General features: G+C 72.2%; 11 protein-coding genes. 7 read left to right on the top strand and 4 right to left on the bottom strand.

Going from position 1 to position 12,608, the window contains the following annotated elements; genetic code table 11:
• Positions 1 to 23: 23 nt before the first annotated feature.
• Positions 24 to 770, bottom strand: a complete 747-nt coding sequence (locus ACIBW6_RS31555) for a L,D-transpeptidase family protein (protein WP_399065675.1) — start codon at positions 768 to 770, stop codon at positions 24 to 26.
• A 333-nt stretch (positions 771 to 1,103) separates the two neighbouring features.
• Between ACIBW6_RS31555 and ACIBW6_RS31550 the strand changes: the two genes are divergently transcribed.
• Together ACIBW6_RS31550 and ACIBW6_RS31545 are read left to right on the top strand one after the other, a co-directional pair.
• On the top strand, positions 1,104 to 2,969 hold the full coding sequence (locus ACIBW6_RS31550; protein ID WP_399065758.1) for an ABC transporter transmembrane domain-containing protein: 1,866 nt from the start codon (positions 1,104 to 1,106) through the stop codon (positions 2,967 to 2,969).
• A complete protein-coding gene (locus ACIBW6_RS31545) occupies positions 2,966 to 4,765 on the top strand; it encodes an ABC transporter ATP-binding protein (protein ID WP_399065673.1) in 1,800 nt (599 codons plus the stop codon). The genes ACIBW6_RS31550 and ACIBW6_RS31545 overlap by 4 nt, the downstream gene beginning before the upstream one ends.
• Positions 4,766 to 4,794: 29 nt before the next feature.
• Here the strand turns inward: ACIBW6_RS31545 and ACIBW6_RS31540 are convergent, their stop codons facing one another.
• Positions 4,795 to 5,589, bottom strand: a complete 795-nt coding sequence (locus ACIBW6_RS31540; RefSeq protein WP_399065670.1) for a metal-dependent hydrolase — start codon at positions 5,587 to 5,589, stop codon at positions 4,795 to 4,797.
• A 25-nt stretch (positions 5,590 to 5,614) separates the two neighbouring features.
• Between ACIBW6_RS31540 and ACIBW6_RS31535 the strand changes: the two genes are divergently transcribed.
• The 3 genes from ACIBW6_RS31535 (at position 5,615) to ACIBW6_RS31525 (ending at position 9,757) form a co-directional block, all read left to right on the top strand.
• Positions 5,615 to 8,260, top strand: a complete 2,646-nt coding sequence (locus tag ACIBW6_RS31535; protein WP_399065668.1) for a DUF3516 domain-containing protein — start codon at positions 5,615 to 5,617, stop codon at positions 8,258 to 8,260.
• A gap of 82 nt (positions 8,261 to 8,342) precedes the next feature.
• Positions 8,343 to 9,215 (top strand): acyl-CoA thioesterase, encoded by an 873-nt coding sequence (locus ACIBW6_RS31530; RefSeq protein ID WP_399065667.1) that lies wholly within the window; start codon positions 8,343 to 8,345, stop codon positions 9,213 to 9,215.
• Complete coding sequence (locus tag ACIBW6_RS31525; RefSeq protein WP_399065665.1) at positions 9,212 to 9,757, top strand: tetratricopeptide repeat protein; 546 nt, start codon at positions 9,212 to 9,214, stop codon at positions 9,755 to 9,757. The genes ACIBW6_RS31530 and ACIBW6_RS31525 overlap by 4 nt, the downstream gene beginning before the upstream one ends.
• Here ACIBW6_RS31525 and ACIBW6_RS31520 read toward each other — a convergent pair.
• Positions 9,754 to 10,767 carry a DUF6397 family protein gene (locus ACIBW6_RS31520; protein WP_399065663.1) on the bottom strand — a complete coding sequence of 338 codons (1,014 nt, stop codon included), beginning with the start codon at positions 10,765 to 10,767 and terminating at the stop codon, positions 9,754 to 9,756. The genes ACIBW6_RS31525 and ACIBW6_RS31520 overlap by 4 nt on opposite strands.
• A gap of 162 nt (positions 10,768 to 10,929) precedes the next feature.
• Complete coding sequence (locus ACIBW6_RS31515) at positions 10,930 to 11,343, bottom strand: roadblock/LC7 domain-containing protein (protein ID WP_399065661.1); 414 nt, start codon at positions 11,341 to 11,343, stop codon at positions 10,930 to 10,932.
• A 119-nt stretch (positions 11,344 to 11,462) separates the two neighbouring features.
• On the opposite strand from ACIBW6_RS31515, the gene ACIBW6_RS31510 reads away from it, so the two are divergent.
• Positions 11,463 to 11,891, top strand: a complete 429-nt coding sequence (locus tag ACIBW6_RS31510; protein ID WP_399065659.1) for a PPOX class F420-dependent oxidoreductase — start codon at positions 11,463 to 11,465, stop codon at positions 11,889 to 11,891.
• Positions 11,892 to 11,992: 101 nt separating this feature from the next.
• Positions 11,993 to 12,592, top strand: a complete 600-nt coding sequence (locus tag ACIBW6_RS31505; RefSeq protein ID WP_399065656.1) for a class I SAM-dependent methyltransferase — start codon at positions 11,993 to 11,995, stop codon at positions 12,590 to 12,592.
• Positions 12,593 to 12,608: the final 16 nt, after the last annotated feature.

The following is a 12,608-nucleotide window of genomic DNA, read 5'->3' as shown; positions in this document are numbered from 1 at the left end:
CTACGGGCGCCACGGGGCCTGCCTCACGCCTTCAGCTCGGCCTTGTCCCCCATGACGACGACCGGGTGCTGCTGCGGGTCGAGCGTCTTGAGCAGGTACTCCATGTCGCCCTTCGACTGGCTCACGCAGGCCGACGTCCCGCTGCCGTGGTCCATGTGCAGCCAGATGCTCCCGCCCTTGGTCTGGCCCTGGGGGCGGGTCGGGTCGTTGGGCGGGGTGCCCTTGACGCGGTTGTAGTCGATGGCGATGACGTAGTCGAAGTCGTGCCAGTGCGACTTCGACCAGTAGTGCGGGGCCTGGATCGACGCGGTCTGCGTGTAGGGCAGCTTCGCGCCCGGGTCGGCGAGGACGCCCCCGGCGTCGCTGAGGGTGAACACGCCCACCGGGCTGCGCTTGTCGTTCTCCTTGTGCTGCGTCGTCCAGCCCTTCTTGCCGTTGTGCCCGGACCAGGCGCGCTCCTTCTTCCAGGTGTCACCGGCCTTGGTGAACAGGGCGATCGTCGCGTCCGCGGAGTCCTTGCCGTCGCCGTAGACGGCGACGACCTGCCGGGAGTCCGCCGGGATCTGCTTCTGGTAGCGGTCGCCGACGTCGGGGATGCGCTTGAGGTCGGCGGAGCTGGCCTCGTCACTGCGCGCGCCGCCCGCGGAGTCCTGCCCGCTCGACGCGCTCTTGCCGCCGTCCTCATCGGCCCCGCACGCCGCCAGCGTCGTCAGTAGGACCCCACTCGCCGCCAGCGCGACACCCGCTCGAACCGCTCCCGCATTACGCATGCGCTCCATGGTCGCACCACGCTCCACGGGCTCAGCGGATGGGCCGGGAGCCGCCGTTGATCCGGGCCGAATCTTTGCTCGGCACCGGAAAACCGTTTGCCTCCGGTCACTGTGAGACGCGAACCTTTCACGGTTTGTTCCGCCGCCGCAGAAATCCCGCCCCACCGAGCCCCGGGTCCCGTCTCCCACCGTCCGACCTGTCCCGCCCGCCTCATCTGCCCGCCACCTCTCCTCGCCCTCCGTCTCCTCTCCTCTTTCCTCTCCTCTTCTCCCTCCTCTCTTTCTCCTTCCGGTGTGTCGCTCGCCGGATCCCCTTTCGAGCTCTGGGACGTCATGCAGATCTCCGACCTTCCGTATCCCGACCCGGGCGTACCCGACGCGCGCTCCGGCCCCCGCTTCCTGCTCTGGCTCGGCCGCAACCAACTCGGCGGCCAGCTCAAGTCCCTCGCCTGGGGTCTGCTCCACTTCACGGCGGTCGCCGGCCTCCCGTACGGCGTCGGCTACGCCGTCCAGGCCGTCGTCGACGGCTCCGGTGCCCGCCTCGCCGCGGCGGGCGGGCTCATCGTGCTGCTCGGCGCCGCCATCGCCTGCGGCGACACGATGCTGCACCGCACGGCGGTGACGAACTGGATCACCGCCGCCGCCCGCGTCCAGCAACTGCTCGCCCGCAGGACCGCCGCGCTCGGCGCCGCGCTGACCCGGCGGGTCGCCGCGGGCGAGGTCGTCGCCGTCTCCACCGGCGACGTGGAGAAGATCGGCTGGTTCGTCGAGGCCCTCTCCCGCTTCGCGGCGGCCGCCCTCACCGTCGTGCTGGTCAGCGTCGGCCTGGTCGTCTACCAGCCCGCCCTCGGCACCGTCGTCGCGATCGGCATGCCGGTGCTCGCCCTCGCCGTGCTGCCGCTGCTGCCCCGCGCCACCCGGCGCGCGGACCACCAGCGCGAGAAGGCGGGCCGGGCCACCGAACTCGCCTCGGACACCGTCGCCGGGCTGCGCGTCCTGCGCGGGATCGGCGGCGAGGAACTCTTCCTCGACCGCTACCGCCGCGCCTCGCAGGAGGTCCGCGAGGCTGCCGTGCGCAGCGCCCGCATGTGGTCGCTGATCTCCTCGGTCCAGGTGCTCCTCCCGGGTCTGCTGCTGATCGTGGTCGTCTGGTACGGCGTCCACCTCGCGCGGGAGGGCCGGATCACCGTCGGTGAACTGGTGACCGTGTACAGCGCCGTGATGATGCTGAACTACCCGCTGCGGCACTTCGAGGAGATCGCGATGGCGTACTCCTTCTCCCGCCCGTCGGCGCAGCGCGCGGCCCGGGTGCTGGCGCTGGAGCGCGTCATCGAGCCGTCCGGCGCTCCGCGCGGCGCCACCGCCCCGTCCGGCGACCTGTACGACCCGGCGACGGGTCTGCTGGCCCCCGCCGGCCTGCTCACCGCCGTGGTGTGCGGCGACCCCGACCTGGCCGGCCGCCTCGCCGAGCGGCTCGGTGGCCACGCGACCAGCGACGACGCCGACCGGGACGGTCGCGACGGCCGGCGCGCGACGACGCCGTCCGCGCTGCTGGGCGGGGTGCCGCTCGACGAACTGCCGCTCGATGTGGCGCGGACTGCGGTGCTCGTCCAGGACAAGGACCCGGTGCTGCTCTCCGGCACGCTGAGCGAACTGCTCGACGTGCCGTCCGCCGGGTCCGTCCGGCCGGACGAGGCGCTCGCCGCGGCGCAGTGCTCCGACGTCCTCGACGCGCTCACCCAGGCGTCCCTGGACGACGATCCCCTGAACGCCCGGATCACCGAGCGCGGCCGGTCCCTCTCCGGTGGCCAGCGCCAGCGCCTTGCCCTGGCCCGCTCCCTCGTCACCGATCCGGAGGCGCTGGTCCTGGACGAACCGACGTCCGCCGTGGACTCGCACACCGAGGCCCGTATCGCCCAGGGTGTCCGCGCGCTGCGCCGGGGGCGTACGACGGTGGTCCTCAGCTCGTCGCCGCTGCTGCTCGACCGTGCCGACCGTGTCGTGTTCGTGCACGACGGCGAGGTCGCCGGGGTCGGCACCCACCGCGAGCTGCTGCACGCGGAGCCCCGGTACCGGGCCGTGGTCACCCGCGAGACCGACGAGGAGACGGCCGCCGTCCGGGCAGGGTCCGCCGCGCTCGCCGCGCCCGGCACCGGCCCGGCGTCCGACCTGGAGATCGACATCGAGGAGACGGCATGATCGGCGTAGCGCCTCCGACGCACGACCCGGCGGCCCCCACCACGGCGAACACGTTGCCGGTGGGCGCCCCGGCCACGGTCCGCGCCTATGTGGTCGAGCTGTACCGGCGCCACCGGCGCGCCTTCTTGCTGCTCATCGGCGTGAACACGATCTCCGTGGTCGCTTCGATGGCCGGCCCGTACCTGCTGGGGGACGTCGTCCAGAGCGTCGCCGACACCGGCGACGGCGTCCGCTCGCTGCGCGACCTGCACCTGGAACGCACCATCGGGCTGTTCGCGCTCGCTCTGGTGATCCAGGCGATCTTCGTCCGGCAGGTGCGGCTGCGCGGGGCGATGCTGGGCGAGCGCATGCTGGCGGACCTGCGGGAGGACTTCCTGGTGCGCTCCGTGGGGCTGCCGCCGGGTGTCCTGGAACGGGCCGGCACCGGCGATCTGCTGTCCCGGATCACCACCGACATCGACCGCCTGGCGAACGCGATGCGCGAGGCCGTGCCGCAGCTGTCCATCGGCGTCGTCTGGGCGGCGCTGCTGATCGGCGGTCTCGCCGTCACGGCGCCGCCGCTGGCCCCGGCGATCCTGGTCGCCGTGCCGGTGCTGGTGATCGGCTGCCGCTGGTACTTCAAGCGGGCCCCGGCGGCGTACCGCTCGGAGGCGGCCGGGTACGCGGCCGTGGCGGCGGCGCTCGCGGAGACCGTGGACGCGGGGCGCACCATCGAGGCGCACCGGCTCGGCGACCGGCGCGTGGAGCTGTCCGAGCGCCGCGTCAAGGAGTGGACGGCCTGGGAGCGCTACACCCTGTACCTGCGCTCCGTCCTCTTCCCGGTGATCAACGCCGTGCACGTCCTGGTGCTGCTCTCCGTCCTGCTGATCGGCGGGGTCTTCGTCCTCCAGGGCTGGATCACGGTGGGGCAGCTGACCACGAGCGCGTTGATCGCGCAGATGCTGGTGGATCCGGTGGGCCTGATCCTGCGCTGGTACGACGAGCTCCAGGTCGCCCAGGTGTCCCTGGCCCGCCTGGTCGGCGTCCGCGACATCGAACCGGACGCGGGCGACGCCTCCGTGCGGCCCGACGGCCGCGACGTCCAGGCCGACCAGGTGCACTTCGGGTACCGCGAGGGCGTCGACGTGCTGCGCGAGGTGACCCTCGACGTCGCTCCTGGCACCCGGCTCGCCCTGGTCGGGCCGTCCGGCGCGGGCAAGTCCACGCTCGGCCGGCTGCTCGCCGGGATCTACGCGCCCCGCGCCGGGCAGGTCACGCTCGGCGGCGCGGAGCTCTCCCGGATGCGGGCCGAGCGGGTCCGGGCGCACGTCGCCCTGGTCAACCAGGAGCACCACGTCTTCGTGGGATCGCTGCGGGACAATCTGCGGCTGGCCAGGACCGGCGCCGAGGACAGCGAGCTGTGGGCGGCGCTGGGCGCGGTCGACGCCGACGGCTGGGCGCGCGGCCTGGCCGACGGTCTGGACACGGAGGTCGGCTCCGGCGGGGCCGGGCTCACCCCCGCGCAGGCGCAGCAGATCGCGCTGGCCCGTCTGGTCCTGGCCGATCCGCACACGCTGGTCCTGGACGAGGCGACGTCGCTGCTCGACCCGCGCGCCGCCCGCAACCTGGAGCGCTCGCTGAGCCGGGTCCTCGACGGGCGCACCGTCGTGGCCATCGCGCACCGGCTGCACACCGCCCACGACGCGGACGTCATCGCCGTGGTCGAGGACGGCCGGATCCGGGAGCTGGGCAGCCACGACGAACTGGTCACGGCCGGTGGGGCGTACGCGGCCCTGTGGCGCTCCTGGCACGGGTAGCCCCGGGCCGGGGCGGGGCGCGGCCGGGCTCAGATGAAGTTGAGCGCGGCCGCGCAGCCCACCCCGCCGAGCAGCATGAACGCCGGCATGAGCACCTTCAGCTCGATCCAGCTGCCGGCCCGGAACCGCATCACCTTGGGCGGCCCGAGCGGGTACCAGCGCTTGCGGCCTATCGGGATGGGCCACAGGATCGGGCAGCCCGAGACGGTCAGCGCGTCCCCGATGTCGTGCACCAGCGCACCGAGCACGATGGGCAGGCCCAGCCACAGATACTCCTGGCCCGGCGCGGTGAACAGCCAGTCCGCTCCATTGCCCGGCTTGTCGAGGATGCCGGCGAGGATCCAGGCGCTGGTCGCCGCGAGCAGCCACACCAGGACATCGCTGCTGGAGCCTCGTGCCGCCCGCCACAGCAGGCCTTCGATGGCGAGCACCATGTGCACGAACAGGATGGCGAGGACGGCCCAGCGGCCGCCGGTGATCGCCGCGACGGAAGCGCCCGCGCCTATCAGGACCGCCCACAGCCACGTATGGGTGAGGGTGCGGTGGCCGCCGGAACGGCGCGGGTCGCCCTGCTTGCGGGTGGCCTTGTAGACGGCGTACGAAAGCTTGTCGACGATGCCGCAGATCGCTTTGGAGATCGGCCCGAACGCGCGCGAGATGGTGGCCGACTTGTGGTCGAGGTCGGGGGCGAGTGCGGCTCCCGCGCAGATCAGCGCTCCGACGAGGAGCACGGGCCAGGGCATCGGGTGACCGGTGGCGGCCGCGGCCGCGCCCACCCCCAGCCAGGCCGCCGCTCCTGACAGCGAGTGTGCCGGTCCCATCATGGTGGTGTTCCGCCCCGTTCCTTCGATGCCGACGCCCAGGTGCCCCCGTCGGGTGGGGCGTGTCCTGACGCCCCGTCGGCGACTCAGCGTAGCGTTCGTGATCTTCGTACGGGCATCCGATTCCCGGATCGGGACGGAAGCCAGGCAAGATGGTGACGTGACCCTCATCGATCAGCTCCCGAAGACCGCCGACCCGGACGCCCTCTATGACGCCTTCGAGTCGTGGGTCGTGGAGCGCGGCCTGACCCTCTATCCGCACCAGGAGGAGGCGCTGATCGAGGCGGTGTCGGGGGCGAACGTGATCGTCTCGACGCCCACCGGCTCCGGCAAGAGCATGATCGCGGCCGGGGCGCACTTCGCGGCGCTCGCCCGCGACGAGGTCACCTTCTACACGGCGCCCATCAAGGCGCTGGTCTCCGAGAAGTTCTTCGAGCTGTGCAAGCTGTTCGGCACGGAGAACGTCGGCATGCTGACCGGTGACGCGTCCGTGAACGCGGACGCGCCCGTCATCTGCTGCACGGCGGAGGTCCTCGCGTCGATCGCGCTGCGGGACGGCGCGCGGGCCGACATCGGCCAGGTCGTCATGGACGAGTTCCACTTCTACGCGGAGGCCGACCGCGGCTGGGCCTGGCAGATCCCGCTGCTCGAACTGCCGCAGGCCCAGTTCGTGCTGATGTCGGCGACGCTCGGCGACGTCGCGATGTTCGAGAAGGACCTGACGCGCCGCACCGGCCGCCCGACCTCGGTGGTGCGCTCCGCGACACGCCCGGTCCCCCTCTCCTACGAGTACCGGCTCAGCCCGCTCACCGAGACCCTGACCGAGCTGTTGGAGACCCGGCAGGCGCCGGTCTACATCGTGCACTTCACGCAGGCGCAGGCCGTCGAGCGCGCGCAGGCGCTGATGAGCATCAACATGTGCACGCGCGAGGAGAAGGACAGGATCGCCGAGCTGATCGGGAACTTCCGCTTCACCACCAAGTTCGGCCGCAACCTCTCCCGCTACGTGCGCCACGGCATCGGTGTCCACCACGCCGGCATGCTGCCCAAGTACCGGCGGCTGGTCGAGAAGCTCGCCCAGGCGGGCCTGCTGAAGGTCATCTGCGGCACCGACACGCTCGGCGTGGGCGTCAACGTCCCCATCCGCACGGTGCTGTTCACCGCCCTGACCAAGTACGACGGCACCCGGGTCCGCACGCTGCGCGCCCGCGAGTTCCACCAGATCGCGGGGCGCGCCGGGCGGGCCGGCTTCGACACCGCCGGTTTCGTCGTGGCTCAGGCCCCGGAGCACGTGGTGGAGAACGAGAAGGCACTCGCGAAGGCCGGTGACGATCCGAAGAAGCGTCGCAAGGTGGTGCGCAAGAAGGCGCCCGAGGGCTTCGTGGGCTGGACGGAGAGCACCTTCGAGAAGCTGATCGCCTCCGATCCCGAGCCGCTGACCTCGCGTTTCCGTGTCACCCACACCATGCTGCTGTCGGTCATCGCCCGCCCCGGGAACGCCTTCGAGGCGATGCGCACGCTGCTGGAGGACAACCACGAGCCGCGCAAGGCGCAGCTGCGGCACATCCGCCGCGCCATCGCGATCTACCGCTCGCTGCTCGACGGCGGCATCGTCGAGAAGCTGGACCGGCCGGACCCGACGGGCCGCATCGTGCGGCTCACCGTCGACCTGCAGCAGGACTTCGCGCTGAACCAGCCGCTGTCGACGTTCGCCCTCGCCTCCTTCGACCTGCTCGACCAGGAGTCGCCGTCGTACGCGCTCGACATGGTGTCGGTCGTGGAGTCCACGCTCGACGACCCGCGGCAGATCCTGCACGCCCAGCAGAACAAGGCGCGCGGCGAGGCGGTCGCCCTCATGAAGGCGGACGGGGTCGAGTACGAGGAGCGCATGGAGCGCCTCCAGGACATCTCGTATCCCAAGCCGCTCGAAGAGCTGCTCTTCCACGCCTACAACACGTACCGCACGAGCCACCCGTGGGTCGGTGACCACCCGCTGTCGCCGAAGTCCGTCATCCGCGACATGTACGAACGGGCGATGACGTTCACGGAGTTCGTCTCCCACTACGAGCTGGCCCGCACCGAGGGCATCGTCCTGCGGTACCTGGCGAGCGCGTACAAGACGCTCGACCACACCGTGCCCGACGACCTGAAGTCGGAGGACCTGGAGGACCTGATCGCCTGGCTCGGCGAGATGGTGCGCCAGGTCGACTCCAGCCTCCTGGACGAGTGGGAGCAGCTCGCCAACCCCGAGGTGATGAGCGCCGAGGAGGCGCAGGAGAAGGCTGACCAGGTCAAGCCGGTCACGGCGAACGCCCGGGCCTTCCGCGTGCTCGTCCGCAACGCCATGTTCCGCCGGGTCGAGCTCGCCGCGCTCGACGACGTGGCCGAGCTGGGCGAGATGGACGGCGAGTCGGGCTGGGACGAGGACGCCTGGGGCGAGGCCATGGACGCTTACTGGGACGAGTACGAGGACCTCGGAACGGGTCCCGACGCCCGCGGCCCCAAGCTCCTCATGATCGAGGAGGACCCCGGGCACGGGCTGTGGAAGGTCCGGCAGACGTTCGCCGATCCCAACGGCGACCACGACTGGGGCATCAGCGCCGAAGTCGACCTCGCGGCCTCCGACGCCGAGGGCCGTGCCGTCGTCCGGGTCACGGACGTCGGCCAGTTGTAGATCCCGGGCCGCGGGGACCGTCGTGTCCCCGCGCGTCCACGCGCCGGAGCGGTCCGGCCGCACACACGAGAGAGAACCACGCATGACGAATCCTGCGGAGCGGCTCGTCGACCTGCTCGACCTGGAGCAGATCGAGGTCAACATCTTCCGCGGACGCAGCCCGCAGGAGTCCCTGCAGCGGGTCTTCGGCGGCCAGGTGGCCGGCCAGGCCCTGGTCGCAGCCGGCCGCACCACGGACGGCGACCGGCCCGTGCACTCGCTGCACGCGTACTTCCTGCGTCCGGGCCGCCCGGGCGTCCCCATCGTGTACCAGGTCGAACGGGTCCGCGACGGCCGCTCGTTCACCACCCGCCGGGTCACCGGCGTGCAGCAGGGTCGCACGATCTTCAATCTCACCGCCTCCTTTCACAAGCCCGAAGAAGGAGCCTTCGAGCATCAGTTGCCGCCGGCCCGGCAGGTGCCGGACCCGGAGTCGCTGCCGACGATCGCCGACGAGATCCGGGGGCATCTGGGCGCGCTGCCCGAGGCCCTGGAGCGCATGGCGCGCCGCCAGCCCTTCGACATCCGCTACGTCGACGGGCTGCGCTGGACCCCCGAAGAGGTCGAGTCCGCCGAACCGCGCAGCGCCGTATGGATGCGCGCCGTGGGCCCGCTGGGCGACGACCCCCTCGTGCACACCTGCGCGCTGACCTACGCGAGTGACATGACGCTGCTCGACGCGGTGCGTCTGCCGATCGAGCCGCTGTGGGGCCCGCGGGGCTTCGACATGGCCTCGCTCGACCACGCCATGTGGTTCCACCGTCCTTTCCGCGCAGATGAATGGTTCTTGTACGACCAGGAGTCGCCGATCGCGACGGGGGGCCGGGGTCTCGCCCGCGGCCGCATCTACGACGTGGAGGGACGGCTGCTGGTCTCCGTGGTGCAGGAGGGTCTGTTCCGGAAGCTCCCGGCGTGACGGGCCGGCCGGACGACGTCGGCGTCCTGCTCGCGCAGGCCGTACGGCTACGGGAAGCGGGCCGCCCGGAGGAGGCGCGGGCGCGCCTGCTCGAGCTCCGCGACCGGTTCCCCGACGACGCGCAGGTCGCCTACCAGACGGCCTGGGTGCACGACACGCTCGGCCTGGAAGCGCAGGCCGTGCCGCACTACGTCGACGCGCTGGCCCTCCCCGGTCCGGGCCCCGGTCCCGGTCACGGCCCTGGTCTCGATGCGGACGACCGCAAGGGGGCCATGCTCGGTCTCGGCAGCACCTACCGCACGCTGGGTCGCTACGCGGAGGCGGTGGCGACACTGAGCGAGGCGACCGCCGCGTTCCCCGCCGACAACGCCCTCAAGACGTTCCTGGCGATGGCGCTGTACAACGCGGGCCACGCGCATGACGCGATGCGGGTGCTGCTCACGGTGCTGGCCGCGACCAGCGCCGACCCGGACATCGCCGGATACCGGAGAGCGATCGAGCACTACGCCCAGGACCTGGACGCCGTCGAGGGCGCCACCTAGGCCGGCGGCTCGGCGCGACCGTCGGCGGCTCGGCGTGACGGTCGTCTGGTGAACAGCCGCCGCCACCGTCCGGGTGCCGGAGCCGCGGTCTCCGGCGCAGGTCCGCCTGGGTGCGGTCCCGGCGGGCGTGACTCCGGTGCTGCCGGTACCGGTGCTGCCGGTACCGGGGCGGCGGGTCCCGGGATGGCGGGCCCCGGCGTGTGCGCCGCCGCAGGGGTGGGTTTCGCCACTGCTGCGCGTGCGGCCGGCTCCTCCCGTGTCGCGGGCCGTGGCGCGGGCCGTCGGAGCCGTGCTTCGGCCAGACTGAGCAGCAAGTTCGCCCTCAGCCAGCTGATCTCGTCCGGGTCGTCGGCGATCAGGATGCGCTCGACGACCCGCGCCGTCGGCGACTCGGGCACCCCGTACCAGGTCTCCTCGGGGCGCAGCTGCCGCAAGTAGGCGCGCTCGTAGGGGTTCTCGACCAGGTCGACGAGGTGGGTCGGGTCGAGGAGCGTCGCCATCGCCGCGGCCCGCTCCCAGGGGTCGCTGGACTGTCCCAGCAGATACCCCGCATGCCGCCCCCGCCACCTGCGCGGACGCAGATCCTCACCGGCCGACAGCCGGGCCCGCATCGTGTCCGGCGCGCGGCCGGTCAGCAGCGGCGCGTGGAGCGGGGAGTCGGCGAACTCCCGCAGCTCTTCGGCCAGATAGAGCCACACCACTGTCCGGTAACGGTTCAGGTAGAACTTGGCCGGGGTCAGCAGTCCGGCGCGGGCGAGCCGAGTGAAACGGGTCGGCGGGACGCCCATGAGCTGGGCGCCCTCCGCGGTCCCGACCACCCTGACCTGCCGCCGCAGCGTCTCGGGGAACCCCTCGCCCTCGCGGATCCGCTCGATCTCCTCCCGCGGGACGCGACGGCGGCCGCCGTCCGGCGCCGCGACGGTCCGAATGCGGCCGAGACGTACCGCGAGGTCGAACTCGCCTCGTTTCAGTCCCAGTTCGCGGGCGGCGCTGCCCTGGGGCCTGGTCATGGTCGTGATGGAGCTGTGCACGATGGTTCTCCCCCGTCGGTCGACGACCCTCGGTCACGCTCTGTGACCGCTCGGGAAAACCGTAGCCCGCCGCCGAGATCCGCGTCGGAGCCTGTGGACAACTCCGCCGCGCCCCGTCCCAGTGACGGTCATCTGCGCAGCTCAGGGCTGAATGTAAGAAGTATGACCGGGGTGCCGGGCGTCGACGGCCAGGTGCTCCCCCACCCGGTTCACCAGCAGGGTCATCTCGTACGCGACCTGACCGATGTCGGCCTCGGCGGAGCTGAGGACGCACAGGCAGCTGCCGTCACCCGCCGCGGTGACGAAGAGCACCGCGTCGTCGAACTCGATCATCGTCTGGCGCACGCTCCCGGCGCCGAAGTGCCGGCCGGAGCCCTTGGCGAGGCTGTGCAGCCCGGACGAGACCGCGGCGAGATGCTCGGCGTCCTCGCGGCGCAGGCCCGTACTGGCTCCGGTCACGAGGCCGTCGTTGGACAGCACCAGAGCGTGCTGCACGTGCTCGACACGCTGCGTCAGATCGTCCAGCAGCCACCCGAGTCCCGCGTTCTGCGCCATGTCCCTGTCTCCCCGCTTCCTCTGGCTCCCCGTGCCCCGGTGGGGACCGCTCCCCTGACCGGAGGATCTCTTTCGCCAGCCTTCCCCACGGCCGACGTCCGGGCAAGCAGGATGGACGCATGGCACACAAGATGACCGATGAGGAATGGCACGCCTTCGTCTCCGAGGGCACCCGCACCGCCAAGCTGTCCACCGTGCGGGCCGACGGCAGCCCGCACATCGCCCCTGTCTGGTTCGTCCTCGACGGCGACGACATCGTCTTCAACACCGGTAAGGACACGGTCAAAGGCCGCAATCTGGCACGGGACGGGCGGGTGGCGCTGTGCGTCGACGACGAGCGGCCTCCGTTCTCCTTCGTGACGGTCCAGGGCCGCGCCGAACTCAGCGAGGACCCGGCCGCGTTGCTGGATTCGGCCACCCGGATCGGCGGCCGATACATGGGTGAGGAGCGCGCCGAGGAGTTCGGCCGCCGCAACGCCGTCCCCGGTGAACTGGTCGTGCGGGTGCGGGTCGAGAAGGTGGTGGCCATGGGCGACGTCGCCGACTGACCCGGCCGGCCGGTCCGTCCCGCCGTGACGGGCTGCGGCGGGCTGCGGCGGGCTGCGGCGGGCTGCGGCGGGCTGCGGCGGGCTGCGCCATCATGGATCACATGAGCGATGACCCCACACAGGTGCAGGAGTTCTTCGCGGCCCGGGCCGCCGGCTGGGACTCCCGCTTCCCGGACGACGGCCCCGCCTATGCCGCGGCGGTCGCCGCGCTGGGTCTGCGTCCTGGCAGCCGGGTGCTGGACGCGGGGTGCGGCACCGGCCGCGCGCTGCCGCCGCTGCGCGCGGCCGTGGGCCCCACGGGCGCGGTGCTCGGCGCCGACCTGACCGCCGCCATGCTGGCGGCAGCCGTGCGGGCGGGCCGGGACCTTGCGGGGCAGTTGCTCCGCACGGACGTGACACGGCTGCCCGTGCGGACGGGTGCGCTGGACGCGGTGTTCGGCGCCGGGCTCATCTCGCATCTGCCCCGTCCCGCCGACGATCTGTGCGAGTTGGCCCGCGTGGTGCGGCCCGGCGGCCTGCTCGCACTCTTCCACCCCCTCGGCCGGGAGGCTCTCGCCGCACGCCGGGGACGCCGCCTGACCCCCGATGACCTGCGCGCGGAGTCCAACCTGCGCCCGCTGCTCGCCGCTTCGGGCTGGCGCCTGACCTCCTACGTGGACAAGGACGCGCGCTTCCTTGCGCTGGCCGTGCGCGAGGCGTGATCGTGATCCACGGCCG

This window comes from Streptomyces sp. NPDC049813 (assembly GCF_044465085.1).
GTDB lineage: Bacteria > Actinomycetota > Actinomycetes > Streptomycetales > Streptomycetaceae > Streptomyces.
This window is presented reverse-complemented; position numbering and strand designations above follow the sequence as displayed.